The following is a 24,434-nucleotide window of genomic DNA, read 5'->3' as shown; positions in this document are numbered from 1 at the left end:
GGCGGCATGCTCGATTACCAGGCTTTCAGCGCCCATGGCTTTGGCCTCATCCAGGACGAGCGGACGGCCGGCGTGCCGGCCTGCGTCCAGGCCGAAGCCCTGGTGCCGCCGGCGCTACGGAAAATGCCGGGACTCATGCCCCGGTTGGTGGACCTGACCGCAATGCCAGCGGCGGACAAGGCGCAGGCGCTGGCTAGCCTGAACCAGGCCTTGCTCGATGGCGAGGATCTCTGGCTGGGGCTGCTGTTGCAGTCCGATCAGCCCGCCGATGCCGTCGCCGCGCATCTGCGCTCGCGGATGATCGTCGACATCGCGGGACAGGGCCCGTGCTTTTTCCGCTTTTTTGATCCGCGCGTTTTGGTCCAGCTGCCATGGATGTTGGACCCGGCGCAGCTGGTCTGGCTTTGCGGGCCGGTGCAGCGCTTCGTGTTCCACCTGGATGGCGCATGGCGTGCGGTGGCGCGCCCCGACGCCGAGGGGGCGGCGCGTCCGAAGCTGAGCGTGGATCAGTCCTTCGCCTTGACCCAGGTGCAGGCCCTGAATGAAGTGCTGTCGGACCTGGATACGCTGGAGCCCGAAGGGCGCGTCGCCTTGGGCCAGAAGGTGATGGCGCATTTCCGCACGGCCCGCGAACTGGGCCTGGCGACCGCGCAGGAACGCAAGGCGTTTGCACGGCATGCCCTGGACGTGCACCCCGCCTTCCACCGCCACGAGCGGGTCCGCGCCTGCCTGGCAGCAATGCAGCCCGAAGATGATTACCCCTACCTTGCTGCGGTCCAGGACCTGTCCGATGAGGACTGGTCCAGCGTGCGCGCGGATATGGAACGAACTGGAGAGCCCGATGGCCGATGATGCAAAGAACTGCGGGAAGAAGCGCTCGTCGCTGGATTGCGGAGAGGATTGCCCGTTTCACCGGATCGGCCTGCCCATCATGCCGCTGCGCTACGCGGTGCTGAAGAACGACGGTGCCTTTGCGGCGCTGGACGGCGACCTGAACACGCTGCAGCTGGCAGAGCGGCCCCTGGGTGACAGCGCGCGCTATGGCGTGCGGCTGCTGCGTCCGGGCTATCTGTACGTCTATGACGAGGCGCGCTCTGAGCTGAAGGGCTACTACGTCAACGAAAACGCCACGCTGTACAACTTTGATCTCGACAAGCCGGTGCAGGACTGCGACCGGACCTTTACTTGCACGATGGACCACGAAGCCAAGGCTTCGCTGCTGACTATTCCGAACGCCAAAAAAGCGACATTCGTATGGTTGGCGTTTTCGGACGTGCAGTGGACCAAGGACGTGTGCAAGGCGCACAAGGGCAAGAAGGGCGCCGATATGCGCGAGCGGCACATGTTCAAGTTCGATGTGCAGGCCTGGCTCAGCAGCGGCAAGCACGCCAATGCCAAGAGCATCAACACCCTGAAGGATACGGCCGCGGACTACCAGGTGCATCGCAAGCGCGACCTGGATCAACATCAGAAGCAGCAGTTGCTGGGTTGGAGCACCGTCGGCTATTACGACGTGAAGGGCTGGATGGGGGAAATGATCGAGAACGCCGCGGAGGCCTTCCTGCCCGGCAAGGGCCTGATGCTGGCGCTGCCGGACAGCACCGGAATCCTGCAGGATCTCGCGCGGCTGATGCGCATACGCTTCGACGACTTCGTATCGAACAAGGAGGACCTGCGTCCCCTGACCGTGTCGAAGTCCATCGAGTCTCTTAGCGAAATCATCATGCAGTCGGCCGAGAGCGAGTTCCTGGAGCAAAGAGGCCGGGATGCCACCAACCATACGGTCTATGGGACCACGACTCCGAGTATGGGAGCCGGCCCGGGAGGGTCGGGGGCCGGGGGGCTGGCGGTAGGCCAGATGCTGGCGGACTGGCTGATGCCGGAGAACAAGAAGCAGCGCATGGCCGAGGCGGAGGACTATCGCCATCCGACCGAGGCCGAGCGCGGCAAGGTGCGCTGGGAAGCCTGGTCGAAGTACTTCGACAATTACGACGAGAACGCGCGCAGGGCATGGCAGAAGGGATTCGACGAGCGCTTGGCGCAATTCGACGCGGCGACCATCGTGCCCTTGGCGAAGGCGCACGTGGCGTGGATCACCTGCCAGAAAACGCTCGATTCGTTCGAATGCAACTACGACTCCAATAACGCGGATAGCGGTGCGGTTTACCAGACGGTTCTTGCGTTGTGCATCGACGGAACCCAGGACAAGCGCATTTGCTTCAAGCAGTATGCGGACTGGCTACAGGGGGAACCGGACGACACGCGCAACCTGTTGCTGCGCGCCATGTTCCACAACCAGGATTTCGTGGTCAAGAAGGTGGTCGAGGCGCACGAAGCGGCGCTCGACTGGAAGGCCATCCCCTGGGGCAATCTGCACGAGGCCTACAAGACCGGGCTCAAGGTGCTGAGCGAAGGTCAGATGGACAAGACCGCGCGCCTGCTGGAGCAGGTCATGGGGCCGGTTGTGCATGTGCTCAGGCTGGGCGTGGATAGCGGCATCGCGCGCAAGCTGGCGATGTACGTGGGCCTGCTGGCGCGGCAGAACGTGGCGATCGTGGAAGTCGAGGGCGGCAAGAAGGCTTTCCGCGCCGCGCTGATCCGCGAGGTACTGCGCCAGCATGGCAGCCAGGTGAGCATGCGCCAGATGGAGCAGGCGGTGGCGGACGAGCTGCGGCGGTTGGAGGTGCGCGGCGAACAGCTGGAGGGCACCGACAAGAAGCGCTGGTTCATGCTGGTGGACAGGGACGCTGCCGCCAATGTGTCAACGGACCTGCGGGCCGCGGATAGGGCCAGGGCCTTGGCGCAGACCACCATGACGGTCGAGGAATACGAAGCCCGGGAACTGTCGCGCTGGCGCACCGCGATCAACACGGACGTCCGTGTCGGCGTCGTCGGCTGCCTGTTCCAGACTGTGGCGGTGTACAAGCTCTGGAGCGACCTGGAATCGGCCATGCCTCACGAACGCAGCGACGCGAGCTGGAAGTTCGTGGTCGGCATCGCGTCGGCGGGCGGCTCGGTGGCCGACGTACTGGGCGTGGCGCTCAAGAGCCGGCAGGCCGCGGGTATGCGGCTGGGGATTGGGGTGGGACTTGAAACCACCGGTTCTCTGCTGGTGCGATGGGGCGGCCGCATAGGCGTCGTCACTGGCGTCATCATGGCCGTGTTCGATTTCAAATCTGCCGCGGACCAATTCACGATTGAAAAGAACGGCTTGATGGGCGGGCTTTACCTTGCCTCGGGTATCCTCAGCCTGGTTGTCATCGGAGCGTTCGCCCTGTCGGCCACGGTCGTGGGCCTGATCGCGGCGGTGCTCCTGATCATCGTGGCGATATTGATAGAGAAGTTCAAGGGCAACAAGATCGATGAATGGCTGAAGCGCTGTCTGTGGGGGAAACTGCAGGGACAGGCCGGGGCCGATTACTACTATGGGGTGCAGCAAGAGATGAACAGCCTGCGCGTGGCCTTGGGAGGGTCGTGATGGACTTTACGGGACTGATGTCCAGGTTCCCTAACGATCGTCCGCTTTCGGAGTTCGACCGCGAGCATCGCTTGCTGCAAAAGAAGCGTCTCGATGTGCCGCTGCTGGCGCAGCTCTGCGTCGTGAAGATGAATTCCAACAGCCTGCTGTCGGTGGATCGCTGGTATGGCTGGCGAGGCTTTATTGCACTGATCGGCGCCATAGGAATCGCCTTTGGTGTGGGTGGCATCCTGATGCTGGCCTGGATTCTGGTAGCGGGCGATCTGCCCAATGAGAACGGTCTCTGGGAAGCGATCTTCATCGGAATGGCGATGTTCGCCATGCTGGGCTTGGCTGGCGTCTGGATTGCGTGCAAGGAGATGTTCCGTTGGACCTACTATCCCATCGCGCTGGATCGCAAGCGCCGGCTGGTACACGTGTTCCGGCTGAATGGCACCGTCTTGACGGCGCCCTGGGACAAGATTTACTTCACGCTGGGCCGGGGCAAGGGCACGTTCGGCTGGCTCAACTGGGACATACGCGGCCTGATCCTGGCCGAGGACGGCGTCACGGTGCAGGACACCTTCGCCTTTTGCATCGCCACCAGCCGCGTCGAAAATGCCTATTCCCACTGGGAGTTCCTGCGCCGGTACATGGAAGAGGGTCCTCAGGCGGTGCTGGATGCGGTCCTGTACTGCATGCCCGTCGACGGCAAGCGCGAGAGTTTCGCCTTCAGCAAGGAACGCATCTTCGCCAATGATGCGCAGAGCCCTGGCCTCATGTATTTGGTCATGGTGCCCTTCAACTACCTGCATGCCATCATGCGCTGGGCGGTGATGCAGACCAGCAAGATCCCGGCGTTTCCGCCGGAGATCGAGGCCACGCTGCAACCTGAGCCGGGCGACAAGTACGTGCGCGATGCGTCGATGAATCCCGAAGACCTGCGCTAGGGGATTTCATCCGGCGGCGCGGCGGACCGGATTTGCGCTAGGATTACCCCGACCTTTCCGCCCCTCCCTGGAGCCCCCGCATGACCGACCTCAGCGCCTTTCCCATCACCAAGAAGTGGCCCGCCCGGCACCCCGACCGCATCCAGCTGTATTCGCTGCCCACGCCCAATGGCGTGAAGGTGTCGATCCTGCTGGAGGAAACCGGGCTGCCCTACGAGGTCCACCGGGTCAGCTTCGACGCCAAAGACCAGTTTTCGCCCGAATTCCTGTCGCTCAGCCCGAACAACAAGATCCCGGCCATCCTCGATCCCAATGGTCCCGAGGGCAAGCCGCTGGGCCTGTTCGAGTCCGGCGCCATCCTGATCTACCTGGCCAGCAAGGCGGGCAAGTTCCTGCCGGCGGATACGGCGGGGCGCTACGAGACCCTGCAATGGGTCATGTTCCAGATGGGCGGCATCGGCCCGATGTTCGGCCAGCTGGGCTTCTTCCACAAGTTCGCGGGCAAGGACTATGAAGACAAGCGCCCGCGCGACCGCTACGCGGAAGAATCCAAGCGCCTCTTGAACGTGCTGGACCAGCGCCTGGAAGGCCGTGACTGGGTGATGGGCGACGAGTACACCATCGCCGACATCGCCATCCTGCCCTGGGTGCGCAACCTGGTGGGTTTCTACGGCGCGGGCGAGCTGGTGGAGTTCTCGCGCTTCAATAATGTCGCCCGGGTGCTGGAAGCCTTCGTGGCGCGTCCTGCGGTGGCCAGGGGCCTGACGATCCCCGGATAACGCCGCGCGTACCCTGCCTCTACAATCGGCCCTGTCATCCCTTCTGGAAAGCCGGGGCCGCCCATGGAACTGCGCCAACTGCGTTACTTCGTCCGCGTCGTGGAGGCGGGCAGCATCGGCCGCGCCGCGCAGTCCATAGGCATGGTGACCTCGGCGCTCAGCCAACAGATCAGCCGGCTGGAGGGCGAGCTGTCCACGCGGCTGCTGCGGCGCAGCGCCAGCGGCGTGGAGCCCACCGATGCGGGCTTGGCGTTCTTCCGTCAGGCGCAATTGGCGTTGCGCCACGCCGACGATGCGGTACATGCCGCGCAGCAGGCCAGGCTGGCAGGCCACGTCAGTGTGGGCCTGCCTTCCACCACCGCCGCCATCCTGGGCGCGCCCTTCGTGCAGGCCATGAACGAGCGCTATCCCGACATCCGCCTGCATCTGGTGGAGGCGCTGTCGGGCCATCTGAGCGACATGCTCAACGGCCGCATGCTGGACCTGGCCATCGTGTTCCAGGCGGAATCCGCGCGCCGCTGGAGCGTGACGCCCTTGCTGGACGAGCCGCTGTTCCTGCTGGCGCGGCCGGACATGGCGGGTTTGCCTGCCGGCGAGACCACGCGCATCGAGGCCATTGCGCATCTGCCTCTGGTCCTGCCCAGTGGACGCCACGGGCTGCGGGCGCTGGTCAACAACGCGTATCAGCAATCGGGCCGCACGCCGCTTGTGGCGGTGGAGGTGGACGGCCTGCCAGTGCTGATGGACGTGGTGCAACTGGGCCACGTGGCCACCATCCAGCCCAGTTCCGCCATGGCCCGGATCGCGCCGGGCCAGCTGCACATGGCGCGCATCGACGACGCGCACCTGTACCGCCCCAATCTGCTGGCCAGCCTGTCCGAGGACGAGCTGTCACCCGCGGCGCTGGCCGCCCGCCTGGTGCTGGCCGACGTGTCGCGCACGCTGGCGCGCGAGGGCAAATGGCCGGTGGTGGCTCTTCACGATTCATGAAGACCTGTTGACGGCTGGCTGATATCGGCGGGCGCTGCCGCTCGCTACAGTCCGTTCCTTGGAAGAGGAACGATGGCATGGTCGACGTCTTGGTGGTGGGAGGGGGCAACGCGGCGCTGTGCGCGGCCCTGATGGCGCGCGAGGCCGGCGCCAGCGTGCTGCTGCTGGAAGCGGCGCCGCGCGAATGGCGCGGCGGCAATTCGCAGCACACGCGCAATCTGCGCTGCATGCACGACGCGCCGCAGGACGTGCTGGTCGAGGCCTATCCCGAGGAAGAATACTGGCAGGATCTGCTCAAGGTGACGGGCGGGCTGACCAACGAGCATCTGGCGCGGCTGGTCATCCGCGAGTCCTCCACCTGTCGCGACTGGATGCGCCGCCATGGCGTGAACTTCCAGCCGCCCTTGTCCGGCGCGCTGCACGTGGCGCGCACCAACGCCTTCTTCATGGGCGGCGGCAAGGCCCTGGTCAACGCCTACTATCGCAGCGCCGAAGCGCTGGGCGTGCAGATCCGCTACGACGCGCCGGTCGACTCGCTGGAGCTGGAGGAAGGGCGCTTCGTGGCGGCGCGCATCGGCCATGAGCGCATCGAGGCGCGCGCCTGCGTGCTGGCGGCCGGCGGCTTCGAATCCAACCGCGAATGGCTGCGCGAAGCCTGGGGCCAGAACGAGCGCGGCGAATGGCCGGCCGACAATTTCCTGATCCGCGGCACGCGCTACAACATGGGCGTGCTGCTGAAGTTCATGCTGGACGCCGGCGCGGACAGCATCGGCGATCCGTCGCAGTCGCATTGCGTGGCAATCGATGCGCGCGCGCCGCTGTACGACGGCGGCATCTGCACGCGCATCGATTGCGTGTCGCTGGGCGTGGTGGTCAACCGGGAGGCCAGGCGCTTCTACGACGAGGGCGAGGACTTCTGGCCCAAGCGCTACGCGATCTGGGGCCGCCTGACAGCCATGCAGCCGGGCCAGATCGCCTATTCCATCATTGACGCCAAGGCCGTGGGCCGCTTCATGCCGCCGGTGTTCCCGGGCGTGCAGGCCGACACCTTGCCGGAACTGGCGGTGAAGCTGGGGCTGGACCCGGCGGTCTTCGAGCAGACCGTGCGCGACTACAACGCGGCCTGCCGCGTCGGCAAGTTCGACCATACGGCGCTGGACGACTGCCATACCGAAGGCCTGGCGCCGGCCAAGACGCACTGGGCGCGGCCCATCGACACGGCGCCGTTCTATGGCTATGCCTTGCGGCCCGGCATCACCTTTACCTACCTGGGCCTGAAGGTGGACGACACCGCCGCGGTCCGGTTCAGCGACGTGCCCAGCGACAACCTGTTCGTCGCGGGCGAAATGATGGCAGGCAATGTGCTGGGCAAGGGCTATACGGCCGGGGTGGGGATGTCCATCGGCACGGCCTTCGGCCGCATCGCCGGCACCCGGGCCGCCGCCGCCGCGCGCGGCCGGCATAACGCGGAAGCACGACATGAAGCAGCTTGAAGCCCTGGCCCGCGAGGCCCAGTCCTTTTCCACGCAGCATGGCGAGGCAGCGCCCGTCATGGCAGAGCAGCCGGTGCGCTGGCATGGCAAACAGGCCGAACGCCGGGCGGATCTGCTGACGGGCGATGAAACCGAAGTCGCCCGCGTCATGCAGATCTGCAACGCCTGCCGCTATTGCGAAGGATTCTGTGCGGTGTTTCCCGCCATGACCCGTCGCCTGGAATTCGGCAAGGCCGACTTGAACTACCTGGCCAACCTGTGCCACAACTGCGGCGCCTGTCTGCATGCCTGCCAGTACGCGCCGCCGCACGAGTTCGCGGTGAACGTGCCGCAATCCATGGCGCGGGTGCGGATGCAGACGTACACCGACTACGCCTGGCCGCCCGTGTTGGGCAGGCTGTACAAGCGCAACGGCCTGGCCCTGTCGCTGGCGACGGCCGCAGGCCTGGCGCTGTTCCTGGCCCTGGCGGCGCTGATGGGGGGCGGGCTGCTGCATGAGCCCATGGGCGGCAACTTCTATGCCGTATTCCCGCACAACACGCTGGCGCTGATGTTCGGCGCGGTGTTCGGCTTTGCGATGCTGGCGCTGGGCGTGGGCGTGACGCGCTTCTGGCGCAATGTCAGTCCAGGCGCGGCCACAGGCGCTGCAGTGGCGGAAGCGGCGCATGACGCCCTGCGCCTGCGCTACCTGGATGGGGGGCATGGCAAGGGCTGCAACAACGCGGACGACGCCTTCACCTTGTGGCGCCGCCGCTTCCATCACTTCACGTTCTACGGCTTCATGCTGTGTTTCGCCGCCACCAGCGTGGCGACGCTGTATCACTATCTGCTGGACCAGCAGGCGCCGTATCCCTTCTGGAGCGCGCCTGTGCTGCTGGGTACGGCAGGCGGCGTCGGCCTGTTGATCGGACCCGCGGGACTGCTGTGGTTGAACCTTAAGCGTCATCCGCAGCAGGGCGACGCGGCGCAAAAGCCCATGGACCGCGGCTTCATTGCGCTGCTGTTCCTGACCAGCGCCACGGGCCTGGCCTTGCTGGCCGGCCGCGACGGCGGCGCGATGGCGCTGCTGCTGGCGATTCACCTGGGCGTGGTGATGGCGCTATTCCTGACGCTGCCCTACGGCAAGTTCGCCCACGGTATCTATCGTTCGGCCGCGTTGTTGAAGTGGGCCATCGAGAAACGCCAGCCCAACAAGCTGCAACTGGGCTCGGATTGAAGCACCGCGCAGCCGCGCGGCCATGACGGCGTCCGTCGACGGCGCCGCGACCGACAACAAACCAGGAGACTTCAATGTTCCGCACTTCCTTGCTGGCGCGTGCCGCGCTGGCCGCCTGTCTGCTGCCGGCCTTGCCGGCGCAAGCCCAGTCCTTCCCCTCGAAGCCGATCACGCTGGTGGTGCCGCATTCCGCGGGCGGCACCTCGGATATCCTGGCGCGCACCGTTGCGGCGGAGGCGGCGAAGACGCTGGGGCAAACCATCGTCATCGACAACAAGGGCGGTGCCAACGGCACCATCGCCGCCAAGCAGGTGGCGATGTCCGCGCCGGACGGCTACACGCTGCTCTTGGCAACTGCCAGCACGCACGGCATCAATCCGTCCTTGTACTCGCGGATTTCGTACGATGCGGTGAAGGACTTCACGCCCGTGACGCTGCTGGCCACCGTGCCCAATGTGCTGGTGGTGGGCAAGCAGGTGCAGGCTGCCAATGTGCAGGAGCTGGTTGCCTACATCCGTTCGCAGGGCGACAAGATCAACATGGGCTCGGCCGGCGCGGGCACGCCTGGCCATCTGGCCGGCGAGATGTTCAAGAGCGCCGCGAAGCTCCAGTTCACGCACATCCCCTACAAGGGCGGCAGTCCGGCCATCACCGACCTGATCGGCGGCCAGATCGACTTCATGTTCACGACCATTCCCGGCGTGCTGCCGCACGTAAAGGCCGGCACGCTGCGCGCGCTGGCGGTTACCTCGCCGCAGCGTTCGCCCGCCATGACGGATATCCCCACCATGGCGGAATCGGGCCTGCCGGGCTTTCAGGCCGTGTCGTGGCACGGCATCGTTGCGCCGGCGGGCACGCCGGACGCGGTGGTCGCCACGCTGAACCAGGCGTTGAGCGGCGCGCTGGCCGCGCCTGCGGTCAAGCAGCGCCTGATGGAAGAGGGCGCGCAGTCCTCCAGCCTGAACACGGCGGCGTTTGGCGCCTTCATCCAGAGCGAGATCGCGGCCTGGGCCAAGGCCGTCAAGGATTCGGGCGCCACGGCGAACTGATACCGGCGGCGTAGAGCGGGGCAGTGTCCTAGAATGACGCATGCTTATTGCCCTGCTCACCACGCTGGCCCTGGCAACGGGCAACGCGGCTGCCTTCGAACTTTCCTGCTTCTATGCGGACAAGACCGACGAAGGCGCATTCGGCCACGCGGAACAGTGCGCCCGCGAGGACGGCGGCGGCATCGTCTTCAACCCCGAAATCTTGCGCCGCATGCAGTTCGGCGCCGATGGCCTGGCGCCCGCGGCCGTCGCTGGCTGGCGTTGGGTGCGGCCGGATGGCCGGTCGGTGTCCGTGATTACCTACGACAACGGCCCGGACGAGTTCGAGGAAGGGCTGGCGCGCGGGCGCAGGCCGGAAGGCATGGCCTACTACGACAAGCAGCTGGACCTGGCGCTGGCCACCTCCTATGCGTGGGCTGAGCCTTTCAGCGGCGGTCTGGCCGCAGTGTGCAGCCATTGCGTCAGCGTGCAGGATGGCGAGCATTCCGTGATGGTCGGCGGCGATTGGGGCGCCATCGACCGCAAGGGCGTCCTGGCGCTGCCCCTGCGGCCGGACGCTGCGTCCTTGCGCAGCGATCTGGAGGCCGCGAGAAGGCGCCGCTGAACGACGCTCGCGGATCAGCCGCCCGCCAGCAGCTTGCCCAGTGTCGCCATGCCTTGCTCCATTTCGGGATTCCAGGGATGGCCGCCGTTCAGCCTCAGGAAGTTGCCGAAGGCGCCTGACGCTGAAAACAGCGGACCCGGGGCGATGCTGATGCCGTGTCCCAGCGCGGCGCGGTGCACCTTGAGCGTGTCGATATGGGCCGGCAGCTCCACCCACACGAAGTAGCCGCCCAGCGGTCGCGTGGCGCGCGTGCCCTTGGGGAAGTAGCGGGCGATGGCTTGCAGCAGTTCCCCTTGCTGCTGGGCCAGCGCCTGGCGGAATTGCCGCAGGTGACGGTCGAAGCCGCCTTTTTCCAGATAGGCTGCGATGGCCGCCTGGGTGGGCGCGGCGGTGGCCAGGCTGGTGGTGAGCTTGTTGCGCATGATGCGCCGCGTGTAGCGGCCGGCGGCCACCCAGCCCACGCGGTAGCCCGGCGCCAGGGTCTTGGAGAACGAAGAGCAGTGCATGACGATGCCATCGCGATCGTAGGCCTTGGCGGGGCGCGGACGCTGCTCGCCGAAGTACAGCTCGCCGTAGACGTCGTCTTCGATCAACGCCACGTCGTGGCTTGCAAGCAACCGCACCAGCGCTTCCTTCTTGTCGTCGGGCATCAGGCTGCCCAGCGGGTTCTGGAAGGTGGTCATGAGCCAGCAGGCTTTGGGGCGGTGGCGCAGGATGGCCTGCTCCAGCGCCCGCAGGTCTATGCCTTCGCGCGGATGCGTGGCCACTTCGATGGCGTGCAGGTGGTTGCGCTCCAGCGATTGCAGCGCGGCGTAGAAGGTGGGGGATTCCACGATGACCGCGTCGCCGGGCTCGGTGACCGCCGCCAGGCTAAGGTTCAGCGCGTCCAGCGCGCCGTTGGTGATGATGATGTCGTCCACCGGCACCGACATGCCGTCGGCCAGGTAGCGCAGCGCGATGGCGCGGCGCAGCGCCGCGTCGCCCGGACTGAGGTCGTCGATCGAGCCCCAGGGGTCCAGGCGCTGCACCGTGGCCGCCATGAACTTCGCCAGGCGTCCGTAGGGCAGCAGCGACGGGTTGGGAAAGGCCGAGCCAAAGGGCAGCATGTCGCGGCGCAGGGTGGCGTTGAGCACCTGCAGCACGTTGTCGCTGACGTCCACCGGATGGCGTCCGGCGCTGGCGCTGGACAATCCGTCCAGCTCCGGCAGCGTGGCGTGCGGCGCGCGCAGCACGTAATAGCCGGAGCGGTCGCGCGCCCGGATCAGGCCGCGGGCTTCCAGCAGGTAGTAGGCCTTGAACACCGTCGACGGGCTGACCCCGCGGCTGGCGCTGGTCTGCCGTACCGAGGGCAGGCGGTCGCCCGCCTGCAGCAGGCCCGATCGGATCGAGGCGGTGATTTCTTCTGTCAGCCGTTCATAGCGCTTCATGGGCGGGTCCGTTTGTTTGGAGCGGGTTCAGGTCGACATGCCGATGGATCTCATCACCAGGCGCAGCGCATAGGCCGCCACGCCCAGGGCCGCGACACTGCATGCCCAGATCATCGCCAGCCAGAGCAGGCGGCTGCGCCATGAGGGCAGGGAGGATTGGGAGCCGTTCATCAGTGGAACTCCTCGCCAAGGCGCACCTTGCCCCGGAACACGTAGTACGACCAGGCGGTGTACATGAGAATAATCGGAATGATCGCCAGCGCTCCCACCAGCGCGAAGCCCAGGCTTTGCGGCGGCGCGGATGCGGTCCAGATGGACACGTCAGGCGGGATGATGGCGGGCCAGATGCTGATGCCCAGGCCGCTGTACCCCAGGAACAGCAGCGCCAGCGACAGCACGAAGGGGCCGGCGTTGGGCATGCCCTTGACGCGGCGGATGAGATCGAAGCCGGTCACGGCGACCAGCAGCGGCACGGGCAGGAACCAGAACATGTTGGGCAGGCTGAACCAGCGCTGCGCGATCTGCGGCTGCGCCAGCGGCGTCCAGACGCTGAGCGCCGCGATCACGGCCAGCAGCAGCAGCGTGAGCGGACGGGCGATGTCGCACATGTGGCGATGCAGGCGGCCTTCGGTCTTCATGATGAGCCAGGTGCAGCCGAGCAGCGCGTAAGCCACCACCAGCCCCGCCCCGGTGAAGAGCGAGAACGGGCTGATCCAGTCCCAGGCGCCGCCTTGATAGGCGCGGTCCACGACCGGGATGCCTTCGATGTAGGCGCCCAGCGTCACGCCCTGGAAGAACGTGGCGCACACGGAACCGAGCACAAAGGCGCGGTCCCACAGCGGGCGGTGATGCTCGTCCGCCTTGAAGCGGAATTCGAACGCCACGCCGCGGAAGATCAGGCCCAGCAGCATGAATACCAGCGGCAGGTGCAGCGCGCTCAGGATCACCGAGTAGGCCAGCGGGAACGCGGCCATCAGGCCGGCGCCGCCCAGCACCAGCCAGGTCTCGTTGCCGTCCCACACGGGCGCCACGGTGTTGACCATGACGTCGCGTTCCTCGCGATCGGAGATCAGCGGAAAGAGGATGCCGATGCCCAGATCGAAGCCATCCATGATCACGTACATCATCACCCCGAACAGGATGATGACGGCCCATACCAGTGCAAGGTCGATGCCCATGGCCTCAGACTCCCGAATGCTTGCGTTGCGCGGGCTCGATGCCCGCCAGGGTGGAGGCGGCCGACAGCGGCCGCGAGGGCTGGCGCGGTTCTCCCGGGCCGCCCGACAGCGGCGCGTGGCCGGGGGCGGGGCTGGGGCCCATGCGGATCAGGCGCAGCATGTACGAGACGCCGGCGCCGAACACCAGCAGGTACACCACCACGAACAGCGCCAGCGTCAGCGTCAGTTCGCCCAGTCCGTGCGGCGTGGCCGCGTCGGCGGTGCGCATGACGCCGTACACCACCCAGGGCTGGCGGCCGATTTCCGTCACGTACCAGCCGGCCAGGATGGCGATCAGCCCGGAAGGTCCCATCCACAGCGCAAACCGGTGCAACCAGCGCGATTCGTACAGCCGGCCACGCCAGCGCGACCACGCGGCCCAGAGGGCGAGCGCGATCATCAGCATGCCCAGGCCCGCCATCACGCGGAACGACCAGAACACGGCCGTGGCATTGGGACGGTCTTCGGGCGGATAGGACTTCAGACCCGGGAACTGGCCGTCCCAGCTATGCGTGAGGATCAGGCTGCCCAGGCGCGGAATGTTGACCGCGTAGCGCGTTTCCTCGCGCTCCATGTCGGGGATGCCGAACAGTGTCAGCGGCACGCCAGCGCCAGGCTCGTTTTCCCAATGGCCTTCGATGGCCGCGATCTTGGCGGGCTGGTGCTTGAGCGTGTTCAGGCCATGGAAGTCGCCCACCACGGCTTGCAGCGGGGCCACCAGCAGCAGCATGCCCATGGCCATCGCGAACATCTTCTTCACGGCGGGGCTGCGGTCGCCGCGCAACATGTGCCAGGCGCCGGATGCGCCCACCATCAGCGCGGTCGCCAGGAACGCGGCGATGCCCATGTGCGCCAGGCGGTAGGGGAAGGACGGATTGAAGATCACGGCCAGCCAGTCCGCGGGCACCACGCGGCCGTCCAGGATTTCGTAGCCGGCGGGCGTCTGCATCCAGCTGTTGGAGGCCAGGATCCAGGTGGCGGACACCAGCGTGCCCAGCGCCACCATCACGGTCGAGAAGAAATGCAGGCCCGGCCCGACGCGCGACCAGCCGAACAGCATCACGCCCAGGAAGCCGGCTTCCAGGAAGAAGGCGGTCAGCACTTCATAGGCCAGCAAGGGCCCGGTCACGCTGCCGGCGAAATCGGAGAAGAAGCTCCAGTTGGTGCCGAACTGATACGCCATCACGAGGCCGGACACCACGCCCATCCCGAAGTTGACGGCAAAGATCTTGGTCCAGAAATGGTAGAGGTCGCGGTAGACGGTGTTGCGCGTGCGCAGCCACAGGCCTTCCAGCACGGCGAGATAGCTGGCCAGGCCGATGGTGATGGCGGGGAAGATGATGTGAAACGAGATGGTGAAGCCGAACTGTATTCGGGCAAGCAATAGCGCGTCGCTATCCATGGCGGTATTCCTGACTTCTTCGCCAGCGCGCCTCAACCGCCACAAGACGGCGTGCGCTGACGGGTGTTTGACCTACACCGTGAAGTTAGAGCCGCAGCCTGGATCAGTACAGATTCAGAGAATGAATAAAAAAGCGGATCAGTTTGGATGGATTGCCGGAAGAAAATGCGCTTTTCATAGGGAAAGCATCTGTGCTGCAAGTCTTGCGAAGACGATGAAGTTACAAAAAAAGCAGCACAGAAAAGGCGGGTGCGTCCCCTGATACGCTGGTTTTGAGTGCGCAGCCCGCCAGGCCGGCGCCTAGGATGCGCAGGCGCGCGCCGCTTCGTCGATCAGGCCGGCCACCTCGGCGGCGCGCGACGCAAGCGATGCGTGGCTGGCGTCCAGCGTGATGGTCTTGCGGGTGTTCAGGCGCGCGGCCATGCGCGTCTGGTTTTCGGGGGCGATCATCCGGTCCTGGCTGGATATCTGGTACCAGGACGGCTTGCTGCGCCATGCGGGGACGGACACGGTTTCGCCGAAGGCGCTGGCCAGGGGCGCCTTTTGCGTGACGGCCATGACCAGGCCCTCGTCGGCGGACAGGTCCTGGCAGAAGCTCTCATGGAACTTGTCGGCGCGCAGCCAGAGGTAGCCGTCGCTGTCGGGCGCCAGGTTGGGCGCAGCCGCGGGCAGCATTTCCTGAGTGATGCCGCCCGGGCTTTCTCCCGCGTCCGGGGCGAAGGCGGCGATGTACACCAGGCCGGCCACGTTGGGCTGGTTGCCGGCTTCGGTAATGACCGCGCCGCCGTACGAATGGCCCACCAGCAGCACGGGGCCCTTCTGCTGCGCGATCATTTTGCGCGTGCGTTCGGCGTCGCCGGCCAGGGAGGCCAGCGGCATGTCGACGGCGTGCAGGTCTTGATAGCCCTTGCGCGCCAGTTCCAGGATGACGCGGCTCCAGTGGGCGGCGCCGCCCCAGAAACCGTGCACAAGAATGATGCTGGGTTTGCTGCTCATGATGCGGCTCCTTCCTCGGGATGGAGCAACGATCATGCGCCGGCCAGGACGGCGCCGCCACAACTATTTGCGGCGGCGCCAGTGCCGTTACAGCGGACGCGGGGCAGGCGTGACGGCGGCCGGACGCTGGGCGCGCTGGCTCAGCCACACGCTGGCGACCACGATCACCATGCCGGCGATCTGCGCGGCGCTCAGCTGCTGGCCCAGCATGCCCCAGCCCAGCAGCACGGCGGTGATGGGGCTGAGAAAGCCGAGCGAGGAGACCACCGCGGGCTCCAGCCGCGCCACGCCCCGGAACCAGAGCACATAGGTCAGCGCCGCGCCAATCAAACCCAGGTAGGCGATGCCGGCCACGTTAAGCGCCGTGAGCGGCGGCAGGGCGGGCTCGGCGGCGAAGGCCAGCGGCGCCAGCAGGATGCCGCCCGCCGTCAGCTGCCACGATGTGAAGGTGAGCGCGGATACCGGCGGCTGCCAGCGCCGGCTGAGTACCGTGCCCAGGGCCATCGAGGCGGCGCTGATCAATCCGGCCGCAATGCCTACCGGGTCCAGCGCGGCCTTGGGCGTCAGCACCAGCAGCGCCACTCCGCCCAGGCCGCCCAGCGCCGCCAGCACCGACAGGCCGCGTACGGGTGTGCCCAGCAGGCTGCGTGCCAGCAGTATCACCACCAGCGGCTGGACCGCGCCCAGCGTGGCGGCCACGCCGCCCGGCAGGCGGTAGGCCGCCACGAACAGCAGAGCCCAGAAAACGGAAAAGTTCAGCGCGCCCAGGATGAAGGCGCGCAGCCACCAGATGCCTTGCGGCAGTTGGCGCACGATCAGCAGCAGCAGGAAGCCGGCCGGCAGCGCGCGCAGCATGGCGACCGTCAGCGGATAGTCCTGCGGCAGCATCAGGGTGGTGACGACGTAGGTGCTGCCCCAGATGGCGGGCGCCAGGGCAGTCAACAGCAGATCGGAACCGCGGTTCATTGTCATGCTCCGGCTAGCTCAGGCAAGTTCAAGCACGTCGTGGACGGGGCGGCGCGGCTTCTGCGGCCAATTGCCGTCCTGCGCGTAGCCCATGGCGACCAGCATGACCGGCACCTCCTCCTGGCGCAAGCCGAAGGCCTGGGTCACGCCGGCGGCGTCAAAGCCGGTCATCGGGCTGGCGGCCAGGCCTTGGGCCTGTCCTGCCAGCATCAGGGTGGAGGCGCCGAAGGTGGCGCTGCGCACGGCCTCGTCGCGCTGCGTCTGCGGCGAGTCGGCATAGAGGCGGCTGGCCGCGGCTTCCCAGGATGGCACCATGGCCGCGGGCATGAAGCCCGCGTCCACGGACGGTTGCAGGCGGTCGGCCATCCAGGCGGCCTGGGGCAGCACGCCCAGCACGATGAAGGTCACCGCCGATTCGCTCACCTTGGGCTGGTTCCACGCCAACTCGCGCAGCCGGCGCTTGCCCTCCTGGCTGCGCACGGCGATGAAGCGCCAGTTCTGCAGATTGAAGGCGGTAGGCGCGCGGGTGGCCCAGGAGACCAGGGTACGGATGATGTCGTCGTCCACGTCGCGGGCGGGATCGAAGAAGTTGGCGGAAACGCGTTGCGCGATTGCGTCGGTCAGGGCGTGGTTCATGGCTGCCATCCTTGGGATTTGCTGAGATTGCCGGCTCGCCAGATGCGCGCCGTCTCCATGTCCACAGGCTAATTGAATCCTTGTTTGGCGATAATATCCAATTCAATGGCAATATCATTCACCAATAGTGAATAATGTATGGATCATCTGACGGCGCTGAGGGTGTTCAGGCAAGTGGTGGAGCGGGGCGGCTTCGCAGCCGCGTCGCGGCAGATGGGCCTGTCGCCCGCCGCGGTCAGCAAGAACATCGCCGAACTGGAAACCCACCTGGCGGCGCGCCTGCTCAACCGCACCACCCGCCGCATGAGCCTGACCGAAGCCGGCGCGCGCTACTACGAACAGGTGGCGCGCATCCTGGACGACCTGAGCGAAGCCGAGCAATCGCTGGGGCCCTTGCAGCAGGCGCCGTCGGGCACCTTGCGGGTCAGCGCGCCCATGTCGCTGAGCCTGGTCCGGCTGTCCGCCGCCATGCCGCGCTTCCTGGAGCGCTATCCGCAGGTATCGCTGGACCTCAACCTGGAGGACCGCCGCATCGACATCGTCAAGGAAGGCTACGACCTGGCTATCCGCGGCACCGACCGGCTGGAGGATTCCAGCCTGGTGGCGCGCAAGCTGATGACGCTGGACCACGTGCTCTGCGGCGCGCCGGCCTACTTCGAGCGCCATGGCGTGCCGGCCTCGCCGCTGGCGCTGCGCAACATGGAGCGCGTGCAGTTCACCTTGTCTGGCCACGCGGACGAATGGACCTTCAAGCGCGCGGGCGAGACCGAACGCGTGCCGGTGCGGGGCCGCTACAGGGTGAGTTCCAGCCTGGCGGTGCGCGATGCGCTGCGCGCCGGTTTTGGCGTCAGCCTGGTGCCGCGCGTGTACGTGCAGCAGGACCTGGACAGCGGCGCGCTGCAGGCGGTGCTGCAGGATTGGAAACCCGACGAGACCTACGTGTATGCGGTGTATCCCTCGCGCCGCCACATGGTGGCCAAGGTGCGCGCCTTCGTCGACTTCCTGCTGGAAGAACTGGGCGCGCCGCGGGAATGAGCCGCGGCGGCCCCTAGCCGCATCAATACATGTGCTGGCCGCCGTTCATGGCGACATTGCTACCGGTCATGAACGCCGCGGCATCGCTGCAGATGAAGGCGACCAGCGCGCCGATCTCTTCCGGGCGGCCGAGCCGGCCCAGCGGGATCTGCGGCAGGATCTTCTCCTTCAACACCTCTTCGGGCACGGCCTCCACCATGCGCGTCGCCAGGTAGCCCGGCGATACGGTGTTCACCGTCACGCCTTTCCTGGCCAGCTCCAGCGCCAGGGATTTGGTGAAGCCGTGGATGCCGGCCTTGGAGGCCGCATAGTTGGTCTGGCCAAACGACCCCTTGCTGCCGTTGACGGACGAGATGTTGACGATGCGGCCCCAGCCCCGGTCGGCCATGGCGCCGCATAGCGGCTGCGTCATGTTGAACATGGAGTCCAGGTTGCCGCGCAGCACGTCCGTCCAGTTTTCGTGACTCATCTTGCGCAGGCTGGCATCGCGGGTAATGCCGGCGTTATTGATCAGGATGTCGATCTGGCGGCCGTCTTCCTCCAGGCGCCGCGCCAGCGCCTGGCACGAGTCGTAATCGGCCACGTCCACCCTGTACATGGCGTAGCGGCGGCCCTGGGCCGCCTCCGCGTCCACCCACGCCCGCGCGGCGTCTTCGCTGGAGTGGTAGGTGATGATGACCTGGTGGCCGGCATCGTGCAGGGCGCGCGCGATGGCTTGTCCGAGGCAGCCGGCCCCGCCTGTGACGAGCGCAGTGCGTTCAGCCGTCATGATGGGATCCCGGTTGGCTTGCGTCGCGCATGGCCGAGCACGCCGACGCCATCTGGTTCGACAGCGTCTTCCAGATCTGCGCCATGGGGGTGTCTTCGATGCCCATGGCGCCGCCGGTGGCCTGCTTCAGCCAGCCTCGCATTGCTTCGCTCATGCCGGCGGCCAGGGTGGCCTGTTCTTCGAGCAGCGCGTGGGTGATGGCCTGGCTGGCTTCAAGCTGGCTTTGCCATTGCTTGCGCGTCATTTCGCCCAGCGCGGGCGCGATCTCTTGCCAGTTGCCGGATTGTTGCAAGGGCGCCAGTGCGGCCAGGTATTGTTCCGCGTTGCCGCCGGCCAGCCGGCGGCCCAGTTCAACCCAGCGCTGCTGGCTTTCCTGCGCAAGCTGCGCCATGCGCTGGCAATAGGCGGCATTGGCGCTGGCAAGGCCCTGAGGCGTGGAGGCAGTGGTTTTCTTCATCATCCGTCCTTTTAAGAGAGTGGTAAGGGGTAACGAACACACAGGCCTCAAGCCATCTGGCTGAGGGTCTTGCGAAAGCGCGCCAGCGAGAACGCGAACAGGACCGAGCCTATGAGCGCCAGCGCCAGGAAGGGTTGCCACACGACGCTCAAGCCCGCGCCGCGGTAGAGAATGGCCTGGCCGAGTTCCACGAAGTGGGTGGTGGGAGCGGCCAGCATGATGTCCTGCACGAACTGCGGCATGCTTTCGCGCGGCGTGGTGCCGCCCGACAGCATTTGCAGGGGCAGCAGCACTAGTACAAGCAACATGCCGAACTGCGGCATGCTGCGCGCAAGCGTGGCCATGAATATGCCCATAGAGGTCGTCGCGAACAGGTGCAGCGCCGCCCCGACCAGGAACAGCGCCACCGATCCTTCGATCGGCACTTGCAGCAAGCCGCGTACCACGAAAGTCAACGATAGCCCAGCAGATGCCAACACCACCAGCCCCATCGACCAGACCTTCGCGACCATGATCTCGGTCGGCGTCACCGGCATGACCAGCAGGTGCTCGATGGTGCCGTGCTCGCGTTCGCGGATCAGCGCGGCGCCGGTCAGGATGATGGACAGCATGGTGACGTTGTTGATGATCTCCATCAGCGCGCCGAACCAGGCCTGGGTCAGATTGGGGTTGAAGCGCATGCGCACCGCCAGCTCCACCGGCAGTTCGGTGGGCGCGCGGTAGCGTTTGACGAACTCGTTGATCTCGTCGCTGATTATCTGCTGGATGTAGCTGCTGCCCGTGAACGCCTGGCTCATGCGGGTCGCGTCCACGTTGAGCTGGATTTCAGCGGGCCGGCCGGCCAGCACGTCGCGCTGGAAATTGGGCGGGATGTTGACCGAGAAGGTGTAGCGCCCCGCGTCCATGCCGGCATCGGCCTCGGCCGAAGTCGTTACTTCCGGCGGTGTGAAGTGCGGGGGATAGAAGGCCGACGTGATGCGCGCGGACAGGGGCGAGACGTCCTCGTCGACCACGGCGATGGGAGCGTTGTGCAAGGTTTCCGGCACGGCCGTGGCGGCGGTGTAGATCATCAGCGTGAACGACACGAGGATCAGGATCAGCATCATCGGGTCGCGCGCCAGGCTCCACAGCTCCTTCACGCCCAGGCGGTAGATATTGGCCAGGTGCCGCATCTCAGGTCTCCTGTTTCTTCAACAGCAGCGCCGAGGCGCCCAGGATGACGGGAATGGCGATCAGCAGCGGCCAGAACGAGCCTTGCAGGTTGGAGAAGTCCAGGGCCTTGCTGAAGACGCCGCGGCTGATGGTCAGCATGTGCGTGGCGGGGTAGACCTGTCCGATCAGGCGGCCGGCGCCTTCCAGCGACGACACCGGGTTGAGCAGGCCGGCGAACTGCACCGCGGGCACCAGGGTGCCTATCATGGTGAAGAACAGCGCCGCGATCTGGCTGCGGGTGAACGTGGAGGCCAACAGGCCGATGGCGGTGGCCACCACGTTGTAGATCAGCGCGGCGGCAAGCAGGGTCAGGAAGCTGCCGGTGATGGGCACGCCGAACAGCGTCACGGCCAGCAGCGTCATCAGCAGGAAATTCAGCATGGCCAGCGCCACGTAGGGCGCCTGCTTGCCCAGCAGGAATTCCAGCCGTGTCACGGGCGTGACGTACAGATTGATGATGGAACCCAGCTCCTTTTCGCGCACCACCGCCAGCGCCGTCAGCATCGCCGGCATCATCAGGAGCAGCAGCGGGATCACGGCGGGCACCATGGCGGGGAGGCTGCGCACATCCGGGTTGTAGCGGAAGCGCGTCTCTATGCTGACCGGCAGGGTCGCGTCCGAGCCCAGGCGTTCGCGCGCCTGCTGCATCAGCCAGCCCTGGTGCATGCCCAGCACATAGCCGCGGATGGTCTCGGCGCGCTGCGGCATGGCGCCGTCGATCCAGACGCCGATCTGCGCGCCGTTGCCGCGCTCCGCGTCGCGCGCAAAGCCTTGCGGTATCTCGATGGCCAGCGACAGCTCGCCGCTGCGCATGCGCGCGTCCATCTCCTCGTAGCTGGAAATGGGCGGATGTTCGATGAAGTAGCGCGAGCCCGCCAGGTTCAGACTGTAGTTGTGGCTCAGGCCGGTCTGGTCGCGGTCCATGACCGCATAGCGCAGGTCCTCCACGTCCATGCTGATGCCAAAGCCCATCACGAACATCAGCAAGAGCGAACCGGCCAGGGCCAGCGTGGCGCGCACCGGGTCGCGGCGCAGTTCCAGCGATTCGCGCCACATGTAGCTCAGCATGCGCTGCAGGCTGAAGCCGCGGTGTTCCGGCGTTTCGGCGGAGGCGGACGCCAAGGGGGGAGCGGCTTGCGCGTCAGCGTCTTCTGGTTTGGTGCCGGCGCCCGCGTCGATCAGGTAGGCGATGAAGGCTTCCTCCAGCGTCTGCGCGCCGCGCATGCGCGTGATCTCGTCGGGCGACGCGCTGACCAGCACCTTGCCCGCATGCATCAGCGACATGCGGTCGCAGCGCTGGGCCTCGTTCATGAAGTGCGTGGAAATGAAGATGGTGACCTGGTCCTGGCGCGCCAGCGCGATCAGCAGGCGCCAGAAGTTGTCTCGCGCGACGGGGTCCACGCCCGAGGTCGGTTCATCCAGGATCAGCAGTTCGGGCTTGTGCACCATGGCCACCGCCAGCGACAGGCGCTGGCGCACGCCCATGGGCAGATTCTCGGGCAAGGTGTCCAGCACTTCGCCCAGGTCGAAGCGCTGCACCATCTCGTCCACGCGCGCCGGAATCTCGGCCTCCGGAACGTGGAACAGGCGCGCGTGCAGCACCAGGTTCTGCATTACGGTCAGCTCGCCATACAGCGAGAACGCCTGCGACATGTAGCCCACGCGGCGGCGGGTATCGATGTTGCGCGGATCGACCTCGGCGCCAAATAGCCAGGCCTGTCCTTCGCTTGCCGGCAGCAGGCCGGTCAGCATTTTCATGGTGGTGGACTTGCCGCAGCCGTTGGAACCCAGGAAACCGAAGATCTCGCCCTTGCGGATGCGGAAGTTGACGTGGTCCACGGCGACGAAATCGCCGAAGCGCATGGTCAGGTCGCGCGCCTCGATGGCGATCTCGGCGTCTTGGTCGATGGCCAGCGGCACGATCTCCACCGGCTTGTGGCCGCGCTTCTTTTCTTCCGGCAGCAAGGAGATGAAGGCGGCTTCCAGCGAGTCCGCGCCGGTGCGCTGCTGCAGTTCGGCGGGCGTGCCGGTGGCCAGCACACGGCCTTCGTCCATGGCGATCAGCCAGTCGAAGCGCTGCGCCTCGTCCATGTAGGCCGTGGCCACGATCACGCTCATGCCGCTGCGCTCGCGGCGGATCTCGTTGATCAGGTCCCAGAACTGCGCGCGCGCCAGCGGATCCACGCCGGTGGTGGGCTCGTCCAGGATCAGCAGGTCGGGGTCGTGGATCAGGGCGCAGCACAGACCCAGCTTCTGCTTCATGCCGCCGGACAGCTTGCCGGCCGGGCGCGACAGGAAGGCCGACATGCCGGTGCTGCGCGTCAGGCTGTCGATGCGGCGGCGGCGCTCGGCTTCGTCATGGCCGAACAGGCGGCCGAAGAACTGCAGGTTCTCTTCGACCGACAGGGTGGGATAGAGATTCTTGCCCAGGCCCTGCGGCATATAGGCGATGCGCGGGCACACGTCGTCGCGGTGCCGGCGGCTGGCCATGTCGCCATCCAGCACGTCCACCTTGCCTTCCTGCACCGCGCGCGAACCCGCGATCAGGGCCAGCAGGCTGGACTTGCCGACGCCGTCCGGGCCGATCAGCCCGACCATGCGGCCGGCGGGAATGTCCAGGGTGATGCCGTCCAGCGCCACCGTCTTGCCGTAGCGCAGGCTGACGCCGGACAGCGTCACCACGGGCGCGGTGTCCGGGGAGGTCATCAGGGCACCTTGACTTCAAGATTGGCGGGCCATTGCGCGTCGGCATCGAGCTTCAGCCAGGCCACGCCCGGCAGGCCCGTCTTGACCTGCTTCAAGTGCCGCTGCAGCAGCTCGGGGCTGATCTGGGCCTTGACGCGGAACATCAGCTTCTGCCGTTCGCTGGCGGTCTCCACCGTCTTGGGCGTGAACTGCGCGGTGCTGGCCACGAAGGAGACCTTGGCGGGGATGACGTATTGCGGCGCGGCGTCGAGGATGATGCGTACGTCCTGACCCAGCGCCACGCGGCCGGCCGCCTGCTCGGGCAGGAAGAACGTCATGTAGACATCGGCCAGGTCCACCATGTTCAGCACCTTGCCGCCCGCGCCCAGCACTTCGCCAGGCTGTGCCACGCGGTACTGCACACGGCCGTCGCGCGGGGCGCGCAGCTCGCTGTCGGCTATGTCGGCCTCGATGCGGGCGATGGTGGCCTGTGCGGCGGTGACGGCGGATTGCGCGCCGACCTCGGCGGCGCGCGCGGCGTCGATGGCGGCCTGCGCGGCCTTCACCTGCGCACGCGCGGCATGCACCGAGGCCTGTGCGCTGCGCACGCGGGCGCGGTCGTCGTCCAGTTCCTGGATGGACGAGGCGCCTTCCTTGGACAGCGTCTCAGAGCGGGCCAGGCGGCGGCGCGCGGCGTCCAGCTCGCTTTCGCGTTGCACCACCACGGCCTCTGCAGCCAGCTTGTCGCTCTCGCGTTGCGCGACCTGCGCGCTGGCGCTGGCCGCGCCGTTGACGGCCTGCTGATGCTGGGCGCGCGCTTCCTCGCGCTGCGCCTGCAAAGTGTCGATCTGCATGCGCGCCAGCGGCTGGCCCGCGGTGACGAAATCGCCTTCGACCGCCAGCACTTCCTGCACCCGGCCGGCCAGCTTGGCAGCCACGTCGATTTCGGTGGCTTCGATGCGGCCGTTGCCGCTGATGAATCCCTCGCCCGGGCCGCTGTCGGACAGCAACCGCCAGCCGTAGTAGCCGCCGGCGGCAACCGCCAGGGCGATCAGGACAGGGACCAGTTTTCGGGTGGGCAGGCGCATCGGGGA

Annotated in this window: 22 protein-coding genes; 10 read left to right on the top strand and 12 right to left on the bottom strand. The window is 66.6% G+C overall.

The window, feature by feature from the left end:
- Nucleotides 1-6: 6 nt before the first annotated feature.
- The 9 genes from IB258_RS14925 (at nucleotide 7) to IB258_RS14885 (ending at nucleotide 10,538) form a co-directional block, all read left to right on the top strand.
- Nucleotides 7-852, top strand: a complete 846-nt coding sequence (locus IB258_RS14925; RefSeq protein WP_054452036.1) for a DUF4123 domain-containing protein — start codon at nucleotides 7-9, stop codon at nucleotides 850-852.
- Complete coding sequence (locus tag IB258_RS14920; RefSeq protein WP_192352783.1) at nucleotides 842-3,478, top strand: DUF4064 domain-containing protein; 2,637 nt, start codon at nucleotides 842-844, stop codon at nucleotides 3,476-3,478. The genes IB258_RS14925 and IB258_RS14920 overlap by 11 nt, the downstream gene beginning before the upstream one ends.
- A 17-nt stretch (nucleotides 3,479-3,495) precedes the next feature.
- A complete protein-coding gene (locus IB258_RS14915; protein ID WP_225588882.1) occupies nucleotides 3,496-4,407 on the top strand; it encodes a DUF6708 domain-containing protein in 912 nt (303 codons plus the stop codon).
- An 80-nt stretch (nucleotides 4,408-4,487) separates the two neighbouring features.
- Entirely contained in the window at nucleotides 4,488-5,186 is a 699-nt protein-coding gene (locus tag IB258_RS14910) for a glutathione S-transferase N-terminal domain-containing protein (protein WP_192352782.1), read from the top strand.
- 63 nt (nucleotides 5,187-5,249) lie between these two features.
- Nucleotides 5,250-6,176: a LysR family transcriptional regulator gene (locus IB258_RS14905; RefSeq protein ID WP_175180575.1), complete on the top strand. Its 927-nt coding sequence runs from the start codon at nucleotides 5,250-5,252 to the stop codon at nucleotides 6,174-6,176.
- A gap of 77 nt (nucleotides 6,177-6,253) precedes the next feature.
- The gene (gene tcuA, locus IB258_RS14900; RefSeq protein WP_125470132.1) at nucleotides 6,254-7,669 is read left to right on the top strand and encodes an FAD-dependent tricarballylate dehydrogenase TcuA; all 1,416 of its coding nucleotides are present in this window, start codon (nucleotides 6,254-6,256) and stop codon (nucleotides 7,667-7,669) included.
- The gene (gene tcuB / locus IB258_RS14895) at nucleotides 7,656-8,885 is read left to right on the top strand and encodes a tricarballylate utilization 4Fe-4S protein TcuB (protein WP_225590387.1); all 1,230 of its coding nucleotides are present in this window, start codon (nucleotides 7,656-7,658) and stop codon (nucleotides 8,883-8,885) included. The genes tcuA and tcuB overlap by 14 nt, the downstream gene beginning before the upstream one ends.
- Before the next feature lie 74 nt (nucleotides 8,886-8,959).
- Entirely contained in the window at nucleotides 8,960-9,934 is a 975-nt protein-coding gene (locus IB258_RS14890) for a tripartite tricarboxylate transporter substrate binding protein (RefSeq protein WP_192352781.1), read from the top strand.
- 40 nt (nucleotides 9,935-9,974) lie between these two features.
- Nucleotides 9,975-10,538 (top strand): hypothetical protein, encoded by a 564-nt coding sequence (locus IB258_RS14885; RefSeq protein ID WP_054452026.1) that lies wholly within the window; start codon nucleotides 9,975-9,977, stop codon nucleotides 10,536-10,538.
- A gap of 14 nt (nucleotides 10,539-10,552) precedes the next feature.
- On the opposite strand, the gene IB258_RS14880 is transcribed toward IB258_RS14885, so the two are convergent.
- The 7 genes from IB258_RS14880 to IB258_RS14850 form a co-directional block, all read right to left on the bottom strand.
- The gene (locus IB258_RS14880; protein ID WP_054452025.1) at nucleotides 10,553-11,965 is read right to left on the bottom strand and encodes a PLP-dependent aminotransferase family protein; all 1,413 of its coding nucleotides are present in this window, start codon (nucleotides 11,963-11,965) and stop codon (nucleotides 10,553-10,555) included.
- A 27-nt stretch (nucleotides 11,966-11,992) separates the two neighbouring features.
- Entirely contained in the window at nucleotides 11,993-12,136 is a 144-nt protein-coding gene (locus IB258_RS14875; protein ID WP_082400805.1) for a DUF2474 domain-containing protein, read from the bottom strand.
- Entirely contained in the window at nucleotides 12,136-13,143 is a 1,008-nt protein-coding gene (gene cydB, locus IB258_RS14870; protein ID WP_125470129.1) for a cytochrome d ubiquinol oxidase subunit II, read from the bottom strand. Before cydB ends, IB258_RS14875 begins: the two co-directional genes overlap by 1 nt.
- Nucleotides 13,144-13,147: 4 nt before the next feature.
- Complete coding sequence (locus IB258_RS14865; RefSeq protein WP_192352780.1) at nucleotides 13,148-14,584, bottom strand: cytochrome ubiquinol oxidase subunit I; 1,437 nt, start codon at nucleotides 14,582-14,584, stop codon at nucleotides 13,148-13,150.
- A gap of 300 nt (nucleotides 14,585-14,884) precedes the next feature.
- On the bottom strand, nucleotides 14,885-15,580 hold the full coding sequence (locus IB258_RS14860) for an alpha/beta hydrolase (RefSeq protein WP_119450340.1): 696 nt from the start codon (nucleotides 15,578-15,580) through the stop codon (nucleotides 14,885-14,887).
- Between the two features lie 87 nt (nucleotides 15,581-15,667).
- Nucleotides 15,668-16,546 (bottom strand): EamA family transporter, encoded by an 879-nt coding sequence (locus IB258_RS14855; protein WP_175161304.1) that lies wholly within the window; start codon nucleotides 16,544-16,546, stop codon nucleotides 15,668-15,670.
- An 18-nt stretch (nucleotides 16,547-16,564) separates the two neighbouring features.
- Entirely contained in the window at nucleotides 16,565-17,182 is a 618-nt protein-coding gene (locus IB258_RS14850; RefSeq protein WP_192352779.1) for a nitroreductase family protein, read from the bottom strand.
- 138 nt (nucleotides 17,183-17,320) lie between these two features.
- On the opposite strand from IB258_RS14850, the gene IB258_RS14845 reads away from it, so the two are divergent.
- Nucleotides 17,321-18,217 (top strand): LysR family transcriptional regulator, encoded by an 897-nt coding sequence (locus IB258_RS14845; RefSeq protein WP_175180580.1) that lies wholly within the window; start codon nucleotides 17,321-17,323, stop codon nucleotides 18,215-18,217.
- A gap of 22 nt (nucleotides 18,218-18,239) precedes the next feature.
- Here the strand turns inward: IB258_RS14845 and phbB are convergent, their stop codons facing one another.
- From phbB to IB258_RS14820, 5 genes are read right to left on the bottom strand one after another with little or no spacing between them, the layout of a single operon-like run.
- On the bottom strand, nucleotides 18,240-18,986 hold the full coding sequence (gene phbB, locus IB258_RS14840) for an acetoacetyl-CoA reductase (RefSeq protein ID WP_175161306.1): 747 nt from the start codon (nucleotides 18,984-18,986) through the stop codon (nucleotides 18,240-18,242).
- A complete protein-coding gene (locus tag IB258_RS14835; protein WP_082400836.1) occupies nucleotides 18,976-19,443 on the bottom strand; it encodes a hypothetical protein in 468 nt (155 codons plus the stop codon). The genes phbB and IB258_RS14835 overlap by 11 nt, the downstream gene beginning before the upstream one ends.
- 47 nt (nucleotides 19,444-19,490) lie before the next feature.
- Nucleotides 19,491-20,615, bottom strand: a complete 1,125-nt coding sequence (locus IB258_RS14830; RefSeq protein WP_059371289.1) for an ABC transporter permease — start codon at nucleotides 20,613-20,615, stop codon at nucleotides 19,491-19,493.
- A 1-nt stretch (nucleotide 20,616) separates the two neighbouring features.
- Entirely contained in the window at nucleotides 20,617-23,361 is a 2,745-nt protein-coding gene (gene rbbA, locus IB258_RS14825; RefSeq protein ID WP_119450336.1) for a ribosome-associated ATPase/putative transporter RbbA, read from the bottom strand.
- Entirely contained in the window at nucleotides 23,361-24,428 is a 1,068-nt protein-coding gene (locus IB258_RS14820; protein ID WP_192352778.1) for an HlyD family secretion protein, read from the bottom strand. The genes rbbA and IB258_RS14820 overlap by 1 nt, the downstream gene beginning before the upstream one ends.
- Nucleotides 24,429-24,434: the final 6 nt, after the last annotated feature.

Source organism: Achromobacter sp. ACM02 (assembly GCF_014851605.1).
GTDB lineage: Bacteria > Pseudomonadota > Gammaproteobacteria > Burkholderiales > Burkholderiaceae_B > Achromobacter > Achromobacter aegrifaciens.
This window is presented reverse-complemented; position numbering and strand designations above follow the sequence as displayed.